The organism is Priestia sp. FSL H7-0729 (genome assembly GCF_038005685.1).
Lineage (GTDB): Bacteria > Bacillota > Bacilli > Paenibacillales > Paenibacillaceae > Paenibacillus.
In genome coordinates this window covers 1-15357 of record NZ_JBBOTQ010000015.1, presented here as the reverse complement: position 1 = coordinate 15357, position 15357 = coordinate 1, and the positions used below count along the sequence as shown (strand labels likewise).

General features: G+C 50.1%; 13 protein-coding genes. 7 read left to right on the top strand and 6 right to left on the bottom strand.

The features are described 5' to 3' along the window. Window positions 1-556: 556 nt before the first annotated feature. Entirely contained in the window at window positions 557-946 is a 390-nt protein-coding gene (locus MHH93_RS23940) for a nuclear transport factor 2 family protein (protein WP_500056063.1), read from the bottom strand. Between the two features lie 375 nt (window positions 947-1321). Between MHH93_RS23940 and MHH93_RS23935 the strand changes: the two genes are divergently transcribed. From MHH93_RS23935 to MHH93_RS23925, 3 genes are all read left to right on the top strand, one after another. Beyond that, window positions 1322-1618, top strand: coding sequence for an ArsR/SmtB family transcription factor (locus MHH93_RS23935; protein WP_458463707.1), 297 nt, complete (start codon window positions 1322-1324; stop codon window positions 1616-1618). Between the two features lie 72 nt (window positions 1619-1690). Continuing rightward, the gene (locus MHH93_RS23930) at window positions 1691-2506 is read left to right on the top strand and encodes a hypothetical protein (RefSeq protein ID WP_500056062.1); all 816 of its coding nucleotides are present in this window, start codon (window positions 1691-1693) and stop codon (window positions 2504-2506) included. A gap of 118 nt (window positions 2507-2624) precedes the next feature. Continuing rightward, window positions 2625-3584 carry an MraY family glycosyltransferase gene (locus tag MHH93_RS23925; RefSeq protein WP_145325010.1) on the top strand — a complete coding sequence of 320 codons (960 nt, stop codon included), beginning with the start codon at window positions 2625-2627 and terminating at the stop codon, window positions 3582-3584. A 223-nt stretch (window positions 3585-3807) separates the two neighbouring features. Here MHH93_RS23925 and cydC read toward each other — a convergent pair whose 3' ends face one another. The 4 genes from cydC to MHH93_RS23905 are packed head-to-tail and all read right to left on the bottom strand — an operon-like array spanning window position 3808 to window position 10005. Continuing rightward, on the bottom strand, window positions 3808-5670 hold the full coding sequence (gene cydC, locus MHH93_RS23920) for a thiol reductant ABC exporter subunit CydC (RefSeq protein ID WP_500056061.1): 1863 nt from the start codon (window positions 5668-5670) through the stop codon (window positions 3808-3810). 1 nt (window position 5671) lies between these two features. Beyond that, on the bottom strand, window positions 5672-7588 hold the full coding sequence (gene cydD / locus MHH93_RS23915; protein WP_500056060.1) for a thiol reductant ABC exporter subunit CydD: 1917 nt from the start codon (window positions 7586-7588) through the stop codon (window positions 5672-5674). Between the two features lies 1 nt (window position 7589). Then, window positions 7590-8645 (bottom strand): cytochrome d ubiquinol oxidase subunit II, encoded by a 1056-nt coding sequence (gene cydB / locus MHH93_RS23910; RefSeq protein ID WP_500056059.1) that lies wholly within the window; start codon window positions 8643-8645, stop codon window positions 7590-7592. Further along, window positions 8590-10005: a cytochrome ubiquinol oxidase subunit I gene (locus MHH93_RS23905; protein ID WP_500056058.1), complete on the bottom strand. Its 1416-nt coding sequence runs from the start codon at window positions 10003-10005 to the stop codon at window positions 8590-8592. The genes cydB and MHH93_RS23905 overlap by 56 nt, the downstream gene beginning before the upstream one ends. Window positions 10006-10473: 468 nt before the next feature. On the opposite strand from MHH93_RS23905, the gene MHH93_RS23900 reads away from it, so the two are divergent. The 4 genes from MHH93_RS23900 to MHH93_RS23885 are packed head-to-tail and all read left to right on the top strand — an operon-like array spanning window position 10474 to window position 14840. Further along, window positions 10474-11766 carry a tetratricopeptide repeat protein gene (locus tag MHH93_RS23900; protein ID WP_500056057.1) on the top strand — a complete coding sequence of 431 codons (1293 nt, stop codon included), beginning with the start codon at window positions 10474-10476 and terminating at the stop codon, window positions 11764-11766. Next, window positions 11763-12758 carry a glycosyltransferase gene (locus tag MHH93_RS23895; RefSeq protein ID WP_500056056.1) on the top strand — a complete coding sequence of 332 codons (996 nt, stop codon included), beginning with the start codon at window positions 11763-11765 and terminating at the stop codon, window positions 12756-12758. The genes MHH93_RS23900 and MHH93_RS23895 overlap by 4 nt, the downstream gene beginning before the upstream one ends. 1 nt (window position 12759) lies before the next feature. Next, a complete protein-coding gene (locus MHH93_RS23890; RefSeq protein ID WP_500056055.1) occupies window positions 12760-14172 on the top strand; it encodes a glycosyltransferase family 4 protein in 1413 nt (470 codons plus the stop codon). Beyond that, complete coding sequence (locus tag MHH93_RS23885; protein ID WP_500056054.1) at window positions 14169-14840, top strand: class I SAM-dependent methyltransferase; 672 nt, start codon at window positions 14169-14171, stop codon at window positions 14838-14840. The genes MHH93_RS23890 and MHH93_RS23885 overlap by 4 nt, the downstream gene beginning before the upstream one ends. A 321-nt stretch (window positions 14841-15161) precedes the next feature. Here the strand turns inward: MHH93_RS23885 and MHH93_RS23880 are convergent. Then, window positions 15162-15357 (bottom strand): hypothetical protein (locus MHH93_RS23880; protein WP_500056053.1); only part of this gene is annotated, 196 nt, incomplete at its 5' end.

Genomic DNA, 15357 nt, shown 5'->3' with positions numbered 1-15357 from the left:
TTACATGGGCGCAAAACTACTCTAGAACCTCATATGTTGAGCATTAACGTGTCTGTGATTCGTTAGAATTTTGATTTTGCGAAATACCCTCCAATAGCGCGTCTCAGGTTCGTTACATTGAAAGAACATCGTTTCCATGCAACACCTCTCCTGTTCGTTAGAATTGCCAGACCTCGCTACTACACAGCGAGTCACCAACTCCTTAGCTACATCCGGATCAAATTAACATTAGACTATTTACATTGGACTCTAACGATTATGTTTTTATGCACGTTCTTGAGGACCGTCCCGCCATGTTTAGGACATGCGGGACGGTCTATTTCATGCACAGTTTTTCAGGTACATATTTTCATGTACAGTGTGTTAGTACATCCATTTCCCTGTAGAAACTGTGCGATTAGAGTGGTGAATCCCTCGTCCTCATGCCTTTTAATGAACTAAAAATGCTAGAGAAAAAAGCCCACAGCGAGGAAACTGTGGAGCTAAAGTTGGGTATCATTTTAGTGATTCATATTTCTGAATTTTCATTCTTCAAACTGAAATCCCCAGATTTTAATTACTGATTATACTTGCTGAATGCATCCTGATCAGCCTGTACATTCTCCAGATACACGATCTGACCTGCCTCATTCACACGCGCGATGTCAATGCCTGCTTTGGCATATACCGTGCCGTCTGCCGCTTGTCCGCATACCGCCCAGTTGGTTTGATAGCTGCCGTCAGGCTGTTGCACCCACGCGTCCCACATATGTTTTACGTCCTTATTGTACTCATAGAAAGCCTTCATAAAACCATCGAACCCTGTTCGGCTGGTGCCGTTAAGCACAATCTCTGCGTCCGGTGTAAACAGGGACAACAAATCTTCCATGGCGCGCACGTCTGTACGTGAAGCATCAAATAAACGGAAATAGTTGTTCAACATTGTAGTGGTATTTGTAGTACTCATTTATATTCCTCCTAGAATAAAAAGCCGATTTCCAATCTTTCAGTTCGAATATTTTCGAACTAACTGAAAAGAAATGTATCACACTTCCTATACTGCCCGCAAGAAATATATAAGTTGAGACCGACTTTTACACTAAAACGGAGAGTGCAGAACCAATCTGAAGAAGCGAAGCGTGCGCATTTATCACCGGATTTTTCCCTTGGACCAAGGGAATAAAGAAAATCTGGGGATAAGAGCGATCGAAAGATGGTACTGCAATCGGAGTAAACAAGTGTAATAGTTACAGTTCAACTTCTATAGTTCGATTTTTTTCAAACATTGAAAGAGAAAGCCGAATATGCTAACGTCATAGATATGAGAACTCCAACGATACCTATGGCTTCGGAATTAAAGCTGACCACGGTCTGCAACGCACTCGGTGATCCGATCCGCATGAAAATTGCACACTGTCTGGCCAGCTCTGGCGAGAAAAACTGTTCCGCCTTCGAAGTAGACCATATTTCCAAATCCACGTTGTCCCATCACATCAAAATTTTACGTGAAGCTGGCGTGATCCAGCCGCGCATTGAAGGTAAACAGCACTTTTATTCCCTACGAAAGGAAGAGCTAAACGTTCGTTTCCCAGGCCTCGTCGAGATGATTCTGAATACAACCGAGGAATACGCACAGTAAAGTAAGCAGGTCTGGGATCGATTGAAGAACCACATTTATCATGATGGTATATCCATAAAGGAGGCTAACCATATGGACAAGAAAGCGGCAAAGATACTGCTGAGCACATTCTGGGGAGGTGGCGGTTGGAAAACAACTTCCGCACCCTTCTCTGGGGATGAATTTGAGTATGCCAAAAGCAAAGGGGTTATGTTCGACCCACTCACGATCACGCATGACGAGATAGTTCAGCGTCTATACGACATGCATCAGGATAGCTCGCTCAAGGAGCGGGTAATTACGGCCTTTTTACATAGTCTGTCCACCAAAAAAGTCTATCTGCGCAGCGCATTATCCAGCTGGGCTTTAACATCGAACATGCCTCTGCATACCTATGCGGAACGCCCTGCCCTTCACCCTAACACCAGTGCCTGCGGGGATTGTAATTACCTGCGCTTGCAGTCAGACAAAGAATATTTCAATGTCGACTTGAACGTCCTGAATTTTGAACGAATCAAGTGGGGCGGCGTACGTCATGGTTGGTTACTCTACTGCCTGATGGATCTGGAATTACTGCTACAGGACAGCGATACAAGATATGAAGTTACCCCTGAAGATCAAGCGATCCTTGTCAATCTGCTTGAAGCAGCTCAGACGGAAGACCCTAAAGACAGTGCTCGTTCACTCGAGAAAAAGTGGAAAGATCTCTTGCCTTCCAGCAAACAGGAACGGGATGCCCTGCTGGAAATCTGGGCGGCAGCCGGCATACTGGTTCCTGGGGACAAACCGAGGAAAGGCAAAGGGGGTTCCGGTGATTTTGTCTTTGCAGCAACCTGGCAAGGTGATGATGGCTATCATGCAGAAACTGTAAATCATTATTTCGACTCCTATCTTCCTCAAATACGATAAAACCTGAACTTTTGCTCACTTTTGCATACGTCTGGTTACAATAATGACATCGACAGATTTCCTGTTTAACTCGTATAATAAGGGGAAATGGGTAGATGGGAGTGAAACAAGCGAGTTTATGGTATACATACTGGCTTTTATAGTGTCTTTTGCTGTCGTGGTTTTGCTTATTCCGCCGCTTGGTCGACTGGCTCACCGGCTCGATTTTGTGGACAAGCCTCGGGAGGATGTGGAGCGTAAGCTGCACAGGCAACCGATCCCGCTCACGGCGAGTTACGCGATATTTACTGGATTTTTCCTGACATACATTGCTTTGACCAAAGAAATCACTTGGGAAACAGCGGCTCTGGTCGCTGGTGGTATGCTTCTGCTCACGATTGGTACCGTCGACGACTGGTACAAAACGAAAGGCAAAGATTTTCCTGCCTTGCCCAAGATGCTCGTACAAGTCTCTGCAGCAGTGCTCGTATTCGCTTCAGGCATAGCGTTCACCGGATTCGTGAATCCCTTCAACGCGGAATATGTCATGCTTCCGATCTGGCTGCAATTCATTCTCACGATCCTATGGATCTTTGGGGTGACAACCGTCATCAACTTCTCGGACGGCATGGACGGACTAGCCGGCGGACTATCGGCCATCTCGGCGATTACTTTGTTCATTGTGGCCCTTGCCAAAGGTCAAAGTGATTCCGCACTCATGTCGATCATTCTTGTCGGTGTGACGATCGGTTATCTGAAGTACAACAAAGCTCCTGCCAAAGTGTTCATGGGTGATGCAGGCGCAACGTTCCTTGGCTTCATTCTGGCGGTTATCGCTCTGGATGGTGCATTCAAACAAGCGACCATGTTGTCCATCTTCATTCCAATTCTCGCGCTTGGTGTACCGATCTTCGACAATATCTTTGTCGTGATCAAACGCTTCATTCAAGGTAAAGCAATCTACCAGGCTGATGCGAGTCAAGCCCATTATCGGTTGCTGCGTGCCGGATTGAATCACAAACAGGTTGTTGCTGTGCTCTATCTCGTCAGCACTTGTCTGTGCCTTTCCTCCATTATCTTGATGTTAGTAGAGATGTAAGTATCCGCTACGAAAGCGGTCATATCGGAATGTAAAAATAGACGAGTCCAAGATTTCTTGGCTCGTCTATTTTTTATGCTTATATGGTTAAGTGCTCATTCCGCACTTATTCGGTGTTATTCGCTAAATTGATAATTCATATATAGGTTCAGTTCAGCTCAATCATCTGGGCTGGTATGCAACATCCACACGTCTTGAGCCGCAGGCCCTCACAGGCTCACACTTATCTCGAGGCTACCGGCGGCAACGGTTGTTCTTGTTGCTGCCGCCCCGTCCATCCCGGCTGATCAAGTTCAATGAGACGGCGGTATCGCTCTTCCCCAGCCAGCAGTTGTTCGTGAGAACCCTGCATGGCAATCTGTCCATTTTCCATAAAAATAAGTTCGTCCATCTGTTCCGCACCAATTAGGTGATGGGTGACCCAGATCATCGTTTTGCCTTGCAAGCTGTCCAATATGGTGCGCATCAGTTCACGTTCCGTCACGGGATCAAGCCCCACGGTTGGTTCATCAAATATCACAACAGGTGTCTCCCGGAGCAGGACTCGGGCAAGTGCAATTCGTTGTCTTTCCCCGCCGGAGAAACGCAGACCTGTCTCCAGCATCGGCGTATCGTATCCCTGCGGCAAAGTTTCGATCAGACCGGATAAACCGACTTGCTCAGCTACATGCCTGATCTCCTCATCCGTTGCATGTGGACGACCAATCCGTAAATTATTGGCTACCGTGGTATCGAACAGGTGTGGACTCTGGTTCAGCACCGCGATGACATCAGGCACACTTTCGCCCAGAGTCTGCACAGGCAGATCATTGATCAGAACTTTCCCCGCAGACGGAAGTAAGGCTCCCTGAATCAGCTTCAACAAGGTAGATTTACCGCCACCACTTCGCCCAAGGATAGCTAATCGTTTGCCTTGCGGCAAATGAAGGGAGATATTCTGCACAGCGTAAGGATCATCCGGTGCATAGCGATAACTAACACGATTGATCTCGATATCTGCTCTTAGTTTGGGCGGAATGCGAAGACGAATTCGTCTGTCCGAGTCACCCGTTCCAACAACATCACCCACTCCACTCTGCACCGACAGATCCGATTCTCCTTCCAACTGTTTCAACCGTTCCAGCGATTCCCGGTAGTGTGGAAGGTGCTCCACAGCATCCCCTACTGGCAAAAGTGATTCCGTAAGCGGAAATAACACCAGCACAAAAGCAGCGATCATCACGGCAGGTAATTGCCCGACCGAAGCGGCGTTCCCAGCCCATACTGTAACCGATATGACCATTAAACCAATGATACACTGGGCCATCAGATCACGCCAGCGTGTCCAGCGCCGCAACTTGCGGCGAACCGTGTCGACCTGTTCTTCCGCCTCTTCCTGTTGCTGAACAAATTCAGCTGCTCGTCCACTTGCAAGCCAGTCTCCCAGTCCAAGCACACCGTCAGTCAGACGGGTATACAACCTGCTATTTTCCTTTTTCAGCCGCACACGCCATTTCCACGTCACTTTCAGGGAAATCGCAGGTAGCGCGGCAACGAGAAATAACATATACAGGCCCATCCACAGCGCGAATCCCAGATCCACACTGCCAAAAGCAATCACAGCCCCGCCGTACATCACAAGCGCAGTAACAGCAGGAAAGACGGTACGAAGATAGATATCCTGCAGCCGCTCCACATCATCGGCGAGTGCTCCGAGCACATCTCCGGTCTGCATACGAGAACGCAGGAATAGCGCCTGCGGCTCCAGAATGCGATATAACTTCACCCGCTGATCGGCCAACACACGCAGTACGGCATCATGTCCTGCCAATCGTTCGATATATCGAAAGACAGCGCGGAATATCCCAAATGCACGTACACCAACAATAGGGACATATACCATCAGAATATTTTCAGGACGCAGCGCAGACTTGGAGATCAAAAATCCGGAGGTAAACAGCAGCAGTACCGCACACAGTGCAGCACAAGTGCCTAGCGCAATGACTGCGATGAATCTCCAACGGTACTGTGCCACATACGGATCAATCCAGCTATTTTTTTCTTTGCCGTTACGGACAGTCTCCATATGTTCATATCCGGACTTCATGTTATATCGCCTCCATCTGGGCCTGAATCATCTGATAATATACACCTTGCCTTGCCAGCAGTTCCTGATGCGTTCCTGTCTCCGCCACCGTGCCGCCATCCATGACAATAATTCGATCCATATGCGGCATCCAGTGTAGACGATGGGTAGCCAAAAATACAAGTTTGCCATCAAACAGCGGAAGCATCGTCTGTTTCAGCTCATACTCTGTTTCCACATCCAGATGTGCTGTCGGTTCATCGAGCAGCAGGATGTTTCGTTTACTCAGCAAAGCTCTTGCCAGTGCCACCCGTTGCTCCTGCCCACCACTGAGCTGTCGACCGCCAGCCCCAATGAGCTCATGCAAGCCACCAGATAATGAGTCCAGAAGCTTGGTTAATCCGGCAGCGCTAACTGCTTTGGCTACTTCTGCATCCGAAGCCTCCGGCATGTAGAAACGAACGTTATCGGCCAGACTTCCACTAAAGATATACGGATGCTGCGGGATCGCTGCCGTCTGTCTTCGCCAGGATTCAAGCATATCCGGTGTCACCGGCTGCCCGTTGGCTAATACCTGGCCTGAAGTAGGCAGCTGAAATCCAGCCAATACATCAATTAACGTGGACTTGCCTGCTCCGCTGGCGCCAATAATACCGATTTTGCCAAGACCTGTGATCTGGAAGGTAACATCTTTTAACGAATAAGGACCTTCATCATCATGCTGTACCTGTACATCCGTTAGTGCCAATCTGCTATTCTCATTCCATGAGTTCACCGCGGAAGAAGAAGAAACATGTTCAGGAGTAGCAGAAACAGAAGCAGGATCAGGAGCAAGATGCCCCGCAGCCGTTTTATCTCTCAACACGACGCGTATGGTCGAAACGTTTGCTTTCCTCTTACCCGCAGACAATGATGGTATAGATCCAGCTTCGTCCTCTGCCGTATCCGGGTGCGCAACAACATTAGCATAGGCTTCCTTCTGTTTCTGTTCAGCGGCTCTACCTCGTTCGATTACCTGACTAATGGCCGCTCCGGCTTCCTTACCGTCCAATGTGGCATGATAATCGGCGCCGAGCATACGTACAGGCAGGAAATATTCGGGTGCCAGAATCAGTACCGTCAGTGCAGGGCCGAGCAGCATATGTCCCTCCGTCAGGCGTAATCCCAGACCAACCGCCACCGAAGCAACGGACAGCATGGTGAAGAAATCGAGTGCAAACGAAGAAAGAAAAGCCATGCGCAGAGTAGACATCGTCGCCTTCCGATACCGCTGACTGACCCGCACAATCGACCCTTCGTGTGTTTTACTTTGTCCCAATGTTTTCAGCGTCTCCAGCCCCCGCAGGGTATCCACAAAATGGTTAGCGAGCGCTTTGTAGGATCGGAATTGTCCGTCAATCTTGCGCTGAGCTGCAAGACCAATCAGAATCATGAACACGATCAGGATTGGGAGTGTCAGCATCAGAATAACCCCGGACATCAGATCCAGCTTGAACACATACAGCATAATGATGATGGGGGTGAACCCCATGCCCAGCATGCGAGGAATGAATAGTTCCAGATACGTCTTGTATTGAGCTGTTCCCTCACGTGCCAGTGTAACCAGATGGCCTGTGCCCTCCGTCTTGGCATAACGCGGTCCAAGCCTGAACCACTGCTCCACCATCTGTCTGCGCAGATCAGTCCCTGTCCTCTCCGCATATCGTGATGTCACGAGCTGTAACCAGAAGGATAGAGCGTAGCGGGCGGCAAAAGCAGCCAGGAACAGCAGCAGTACAGGATACTGCTCCGTTACGGATGAACCTTCAAACAATACCGTGATGGCCTGTGCCAGCCATTTGGCTTGCATGATGATCGTCATCGCCTGTAGCAGCACCAGCGCTGATGCCAGAGCGAGTACTGGCCGGATGCCCGGCAGCTTCAGCAGCCCCCGTCCCATATCAGTACTCCAGGTGGTGCTGCTCGTTCAGGCGTTTGCGGAAGATATAATAACTCCAGATCTGATAGCCAAGAACAAACGGCAGCAATGTGCAAGCTACAATGGTCATGACCTTCAATGAATACGCACCAGATGCTGCATTGTATACAGTCAGGTCATATGCCGCCCCAAAGGAACTCACCATCACTCTTGGGAACAGTCCGATAAAGACCGAGGCAAAGGCAATTGCAATCACTGCTCCAGTCATACCAAAAGCCCAGCCTTCACGCTTCTGACGCACGAAGTAAGCCGCAAGTGCAAGCGCGACTGCGCCAAATACAACCATGATCCAAAGGGCCCAGCCCCGTACGGTGAATACATCGGTCATAAAATACGTCATTAATGCATAAACAGCGAGCAGTGCAGCCAGTGGCAGCATCAATTTTTGCGCTGTATTCAAGGCACGCTCTCGGAGTTCACCGACTGTTCGAAGTGAGGCAAACAGCAATCCATGAACCAGACACAGCAGGGTTACACTCAAGCCACCAATCACGGTGTACGGATTAACAATATCGAAGAATCCTGCACGCAACTGCATCTCCCCATCAATAGGCAGACCCTTCATGAACGTAGCAAAGACTACGCCGAACAGGAAAGGCAGGAGCGCGCTGGATACCACAATGATGATATCCCATGTTTTGCGCCAGCGCTGCTGTTTCATCTTACTGCGGAATTCGAAGGCAACCCCGCGACCAATCAAGGCGAGTAATACGACCACAAGCGGCAGGTAGAAGCCACTGAACATCGTAGCATACCAGTGCGGGAAGGCGGCAAACATTGCGCCCCCTGCTGTAATCAGCCATACTTCATTACCGTCCCAGAACGGACCGATCGAGTTGATCAGGGTCCGGCGTTCACGTTCCGTTTTGGCAATAATACCTGTAGACATCCCCACACCAAAATCAAAACCTTCCAAAAAGAAGAATCCCACAAACAATACGGCAATCAGCAAAAACCACAACTCACTTAGTGACAACGGAATAACCTCCATCCACGCCGAACGGGTCGGCCGATTCATCGTGATCTTCCGGCTTCTCGACCGCAAACGGTCCTGCTTTGATCTCACGTACGAACAGGTATACCATCACGATTCCGAGAACCGTATACGCGGCGGTAAAAGCGATGGTTGAGAACAAAATCATGCCTGCGGATACGTTCGGCGAGACCCCAGCTTCGGTGGTCATATAGCCAAATACCGTCCATGGTTGCCTTCCAACCTCAGTCATGATCCAACCTGACGTATTGGCGATAAACGGCAAGGATATGGCAAATACCATCAGACGCATAAACCACTTTCCAGCGACCTCCAGCTTCTTGCGCATGGCCAGGAACGTTCCGTATAACGCCAGTACAATCATCAGACCACCCGCTGCAATCATGATGCGGAAACTCCAGAACGTTGTCCGTACTGGCGGAATATAGTCTCCCGGTCCATACGTCTGTTCATACTCGGCCTGAAGCTCCTTCATGCCTTTGACACTGCCGGAGAATTTACTGTAGGACAGGTAACTGAGCAATCCGGGGACTTTGATCTCCCCTGTATTCTCCTGTTTCTCCGGATCAATAAAAGCGACCACCGTCCATGGTGCCGGATCTTCCGTTGTCGTCCATGTGCCTTCACTGGCTGCCATCTTCATCGGCTGTGTCTCCACCAGATATTGCGCCTGAAAGTGCCCCGAGAAAGCCACACCTAATGAAGAAACGAGTCCAATGATGATCGCAATATTAAACGATTTGCGGAAGATCTCTACATCCTGCTTCTTCATCAATTTGTAAGCACTGATCCCGGTGACAACGAAGGCCCCTGTCATCAATGCCCCAAAGATGGTATGCGGGAACTCGACGAGAAGCTGACCATTCGTGATCAGTGCAAAGAAATCATTCATCTCGGCTCGGCCGTTGTTAATCTCAAACCCGACAGGATGCTGCATAAATGAATTGGCTGCCAGAATCCACAGCGCGGACAGGAATGTACCAACGAACACCAGCCAGATACAGGCCAGATGCACTTTTTTGGACAAACGATCCCACCCAAATATCCACAATCCAATAAATGTAGACTCCATAAAAAACGCCAATAAAGCTTCAATAGCCAGTGGCGCACCGAACACATCCCCGACAAATCGGGAGTACTCTGACCAGTTCATACCGAACTGGAATTCTTGTAGAATACCTGTGACAACCCCAACGGCAAAGTTAATCAGGAACAGCTTTCCCCAGAACTTGGCCATCGTTTTGTAGATTTCCTTCCCCTTAACAACGTACAACGTCTCCATAATCGCAACCAACAGTACAAGACCGATGGATAGCGGGACAAAGAAGAAATGGAAAATCGTTGTAAGTGCATATTGGATACGCGATAACATAATCGGATCCATACCGTTACCCCTTCTTTCTGTTCACTTCGCAGTATGCGTATTTGGCATTGAAGCTGCACCTTCGCTGTCTGTCCGCCAAATACGTTGATGAACGTATTGTGCCAGATTACCTATTTTATACATGTGAGAATTATCACAATCTACGTGTTTAGAGCAAAAAAAAGTGATCCTGGTCACACAAAAGATAAAAATCAGCCTATTGTAGTGCGAATTCAAACATCTTTTTTTCAGCACCGGGAACGTGGAACGAAGCCGAAAATGGAGGATTGAAGCTTAGGAAAGCTCTATAATGGCTTGCCAACTTCATGTATTGATGGAAGATACTCATGTTTGGGACGGAATGCCCATATGTTAGTCTCAGGCATATCATGCGAAGTGTCGTGAGGGCTTTACATATGAAGTGAAAGCATGAAGCACATGATGCGAGAATGACGCTCCATATTACAGTCAAGGTGAGGTGATCAATTCATGGAAAAAACTGCGCCGTTACCAGGTAAAGACTCCGAAGCCAGCCCCGATAAGACCAGTACGGCCCAGCCCCCTGTCCGATATGTGCTATTCCCTCGCAAAGGAGGCTGGTCATCCTTTCCCTACCCGGATATTGCTGCACTGCTGTCCATCGAGGGAGAGGTCTACTATGTCAGCAGCCTGACGCAAACAGAGGACGTACCTGCGGTGATCAACGTGATCTCCCTACCTGAAGCCGAGCAGCTGCTACTGGAGCCACGCACCGTTGCGGTCGTTACCCATCCCTATTGGCTGATGACAGCTGCCTCGATGGAGCCTGAGCTATGTATCGTCTTGCTCCCCGAGCCTGCTGGAAACGAAGCAGATTCGCCGCTATGGGAGAGCAGTATTTCCAAACTGGTGGGAATTGCCGATCTGGTAGGTACATCCTCCGAAACACGATATATGAAGCTGTTGTTCCAAGGCGTACGCGCCATCTGGCTGGGAGGCGAAGATCCTTCACCCGCGGGTACGATGCAAAAGGATGATCTCGAAGTCCCTCTCCGGGACTACGAGCTGTTCTTCCTGCATGCGCTGCGGCAGATCCTGTCAGGGACGCCGGATAGTGTCACCCTGCTTCAATGCAGTGTACGTGCCGACTTCTATCGCCAGCTTCGAGCCAAAGCTGGGGCACATGAGACCATATCCTTTTTGCTGGCAGCTTATGAGTACTTGCTTGAAGACCCTCGGGCCATCCATTCGTTACAAGAGGCATTCACCCATGCAGTCATGAATGGTCGCAGTGATTGTGTCGTCTCCCACTATCGCTTCCTGTCTGCCATTCATGCCCGGGCCGGCAAGTTAGAGGACGCCCTGCTGGTGTACGGGATTAGTGCATCCGACGAACAGGAACGACATCATTATGAACAGCTATGTCGCTGGCTTGAGGCAGGAGAAGATCAACTTGTACGAGCGGAATTACTGCGTATTAACGATGATTATGGAACCGCGCTGCGCATCCTGGACGAACTTGGCGGAGAAACCGCAAGACATTGGCAATTCCGCATTTATCAGGAGACAGGTCGCGTGGAAGAGGCATTGGCACTGGTGCATGCAGCCGATATTCAGGATGATGCCAGTCGCCGGGATTATCAGCAATTATCCGGAAGTGCGCTGGCTCTGCGAGGAGACAGACACGGGGCAGTCAGGCATTTTCTCGAAACGGCACTGGAGGATGAAGATGCGCTCGCCCGGATTGTCGAGCTGGAGTTGTTGGATCATGCTGTACAGCAATTGCTTGGGGAGGTGCCATGATGCTGGACCCGAAGAAGCGAAGACAACAGTTGAATGGGCCAATGGTGCATAGGGATATCCGAACCGAAACCACTTACACGCCAACGGTAACAGTAGATCTGACACATACAGACGGATCGAGAGATGACGATCACCCGCCAGATCCTGCACAACCAGCGCAGAACATCCGAAGCCAAGTACATCACTGGGGCGGTCCACAAGGTCAGGGAGAACAGGATACTTCTGCAACAGAAGAGGAAACGAGTGTATTCAAAGAGCCTTTCTCCATCCGTCGGGTTCGCAAAAGCACAGGCAACAAACTAACCGCGATGCTCCAGGTTCGCAATGAACGTGGCCGATACCTTGAAGAAGTATTGCAGGACCTGAGCGAGTTCGTGGATGAGATCGTGATTGTGGACGATGCCAGCACAGACGGAACCCCTGATCTATGCAAAGCCTATCCGAAGGTGGTCCGTCTGGAGGTGTTGGAGAAACCGCTGTTCGCCGAGGAATGGCGATTACGCAACACGTTGTGGCAAGCAGCGGCAGGCACACACCCTGACTGGTTACTCTCAGTTGATGCGGATGAGCTGTACAGCACAGAGGCCAAGAAAGCCATACGCACGCTGATTAATCAGGAGTATGCGGACTGGTTTGCATTCCGTTTCTACGATATGTGGGGTGGCCGGACCCATTATCGTGAAGATGATCTCTGGTGTCTGCACAAGCGGCATACCGCTTCACTTGTACGATATATGCCTGGATATCCTTATTTTTATCCACAACAGAATCATCATGTTCCCCGTCTTCCCTTGTCCTGCACCGTATTGCCTGGGGTGAGCACCGAACTGAAGGTTCAGCATCTCGGCTGGGCAGGCAGTCTGGAGGACCGCGTTCGTAAATATTTGCGTTACAAGCGCATTGATCCTAGCGGTGAGTGGGGCAATCTTGCACACTACGAGTCAATTCTTGATCCGGAACCTCGGCTGATTCCCTGGAAGGAGGGACCGTGAGATGGGCGTGGTGAGTATTCTGACGCATAGCTTCACCGATGGGTACAACCGGGAATTCGGCCGGGTATTTGGCGGTGGGCTGGAGCGATATATTCTGGATCTGTGCAGTGTCATCCGTGGACTCGGACATATTCCCGAGGTTCATCAACTGTCCTATTTTGAAGCATTCCAGACTCGGACGGAGCAGATTGACGTATTCGGTTATTCGTACGACATGGATAATGTACCGGAAGCCTTTGATCGAATGGCAGCAGCGGCGCGCGGCCCAGTGATCTATGCCAGCTGTCTGTGGCAACCCATCACCTACAAGCCGGGTAGTCTTGGTATCTGTCACGGCATTAACTGGGATCGTCCCGGACTGCCTCTGGAGACCAAACAACAAGTGGCAGAACATATTCAACTAGCCTTGGATGGACTCGTGCGCATTGTATCCGTGGATTCCCATTTCCAGACCTTTTGCCGGGCCGCATGCACCTATACCGATCCAAGGCAGGTCGTCCTGATTCCCAATGCAGTGGATACGTCCTATTTCACACCTGCCCCGCCAACGCGAACCTTCGAACAGGAACAGGAAGACGAATGGCTTGCCGCATGGAAGACTGATCTGGCGAGTCATGAGGAGGATGCTGGTGCAGTTATATCAGGGATACAGACTACAGATGGCAGGGAAAGAACGAGTGGCGAGGGAGTGAACAACGGTAAGGCTAATGGAGATGTTACAACCGATTGGGCTACGGATATTGGAATAACAGCAGATGCCGCGTACCCGATTAATGGTCCGATTCAGGGACAGGTTGAAAAGGAAACGGTGGATGCCCGTGTGACCTCTCCTCGTCCAATTCGCATTATATATCCGCGCCGAATCAGCATGGAACGGGGCATTATTCCCATGATGCTGGCAGCAGATAAGCTATTGGGAGCTTTCCCGGATCTGGAGATTGAATTTGCCGGGGAACTGGTGGAAGGCAGTACGGTCGGGAGAGCCTTTCGTTACTGGCATCGTACCCATCCACATGCGGAGCGAATTAACCAGCGCACGTATGATTTCCGGGATATTCGGGGGGCCTACCATCAGGCAGATATCGCGGTAATTCCAACCGTTTTCTCGGAAGGTACCTCCTATGCCTGTCTGGAAGCGATGAGCTGTGGACTTCCAGTGATTGCCTCCAATGTTGGCGGATTGAATGATCTGATTCAGGATGGTTTTAACGGGATATTGGTACCTCCTGGCGAACAGGAACTAACCGCCGCACTGGTACGTCTCGTACAGGATCGGGCCGAGCGGGAACGACTGGGAATCTATGCGCGCGAGACTGCACTGTCCTATGATCTTGCCAGGTGGCGGAGCCGGTGGAGCACGGTGTTGGAATCTTTTTTGGCAGAGACAGGATTAAAGGAGGGAATTCGGGGATGATGGATACGCCCAAGGCACCGGAATTCATGGAATCAAGATACATTAGGCAAAGTGACCCTAAAACGGACACATTGGTCTTCCCCCTGCATCCGGCATGGTGGAGCCGTCCCTACGAATATGAATGGGCCCGGCGATTTGCACGTCCAGACGACGTGGTTCTTGATGCAGCCTGCGGCATCTCTCATCCGTTCAAATTCTGGCTTGCCGAACACTGCCGCGAGGTTCACGCCTGTGACTGGGATGAACGTATTTTGTCTGAAGAGGCGATCAAGTTGGATATTGCTGCAGATTTTGGTGAGCAGGCCGCTCAGAATCTGCCGGCTTCGAGTCTTGTCCGATTGAACCGTGCAAAAGCCAATCTCGCCCAGCTTCCGTATGAGTCGGGCAAGTTTGATCGGGTGTTCTGTATCTCTGTATTGGAGCATCTGGATACGGGCACAATGCTGCGAGCGTTTCGTGAATTCGCCAGGGTGCTGAAGCCAAACGGGCAGTTGATCGCTACCTTCGATGTACCCGAAATGCGCCCTGATCTGCTGGAGACAATCATGGCGGTCACCGGATTAACCATTGAAGACAAGCTGAATGTCGAGGAACCGGACGATGCCATCTGGTCTGACATGTACGGCACGCCGATCCGCTGTTTTCGAGCGGTGATATGCAAGGGTTGAGGAATCGATCCATTGGCAACGGAACCATGCACGGTTCGGGGATATGCTCCGATGACCGGTAGCTCCGTTGCTTTTTTAATTTTAAGTGGATGGGCTGTTGAAAAACAGATCGGAATTGCAGGGATTGGGGGTTAGGGACTGGGATCTAGAGACTATGGATTAGAAATTAGAAGTTAGATGCTTAGACGGTAGAGATAACAGATAAGAGATAGAGATAAGGATAAGTGATAAGTGATAAGTGATAAGTGATAAGTGATAAGTGATAAGTGATAAGTGATAAGTGATAAGTGATAAGTGATAAGTGATAAGTGATAAGATAAATTATAGGTGTACCAGTAACATGTTGCACTGGTTGGTGTATTCATCAACAGAGGCTGCGCCGGGTGCTGTCAGGCGCAGCAGTGCATGCAGGCCCGGCGGAATTGTCCTCGCCGGGCGACCTGTGGAGGCAGGTTGCCGCGCCGTGAGTTGGGCCGATTCGGCCCATTCACGCGCCAGGTTCTGCCGCCCGGCGAGC

Coding starts and splice junctions, on each gene's coding strand:
- MHH93_RS23940 (WP_500056063.1), bottom strand. CDS start 946: ATGAGTACTACAAATACCACTACAATGTTGAACAACTATTTCCGTTTA.
- MHH93_RS23935 (WP_458463707.1), top strand. CDS start 1,322: ATGGCTTCGGAATTAAAGCTGACCACGGTCTGCAACGCACTCGGTGAT.
- MHH93_RS23930 (WP_500056062.1), top strand. CDS start 1,691: ATGGACAAGAAAGCGGCAAAGATACTGCTGAGCACATTCTGGGGAGGT.
- MHH93_RS23925 (WP_145325010.1), top strand. CDS start 2,625: ATGGTATACATACTGGCTTTTATAGTGTCTTTTGCTGTCGTGGTTTTG.
- cydC (WP_500056061.1), bottom strand. CDS start 5,670: ATGAAGTCCGGATATGAACATATGGAGACTGTCCGTAACGGCAAAGAA.
- cydD (WP_500056060.1), bottom strand. CDS start 7,588: ATGGGACGGGGGCTGCTGAAGCTGCCGGGCATCCGGCCAGTACTCGCT.
- cydB (WP_500056059.1), bottom strand. CDS start 8,645: ATGAATCGGCCGACCCGTTCGGCGTGGATGGAGGTTATTCCGTTGTCA.
- MHH93_RS23905 (WP_500056058.1), bottom strand. CDS start 10,005: ATGGATCCGATTATGTTATCGCGTATCCAATATGCACTTACAACGATT.
- MHH93_RS23900 (WP_500056057.1), top strand. CDS start 10,474: ATGGAAAAAACTGCGCCGTTACCAGGTAAAGACTCCGAAGCCAGCCCC.
- MHH93_RS23895 (WP_500056056.1), top strand. CDS start 11,763: ATGATGCTGGACCCGAAGAAGCGAAGACAACAGTTGAATGGGCCAATG.
- MHH93_RS23890 (WP_500056055.1), top strand. CDS start 12,760: ATGGGCGTGGTGAGTATTCTGACGCATAGCTTCACCGATGGGTACAAC.
- MHH93_RS23885 (WP_500056054.1), top strand. CDS start 14,169: ATGATGGATACGCCCAAGGCACCGGAATTCATGGAATCAAGATACATT.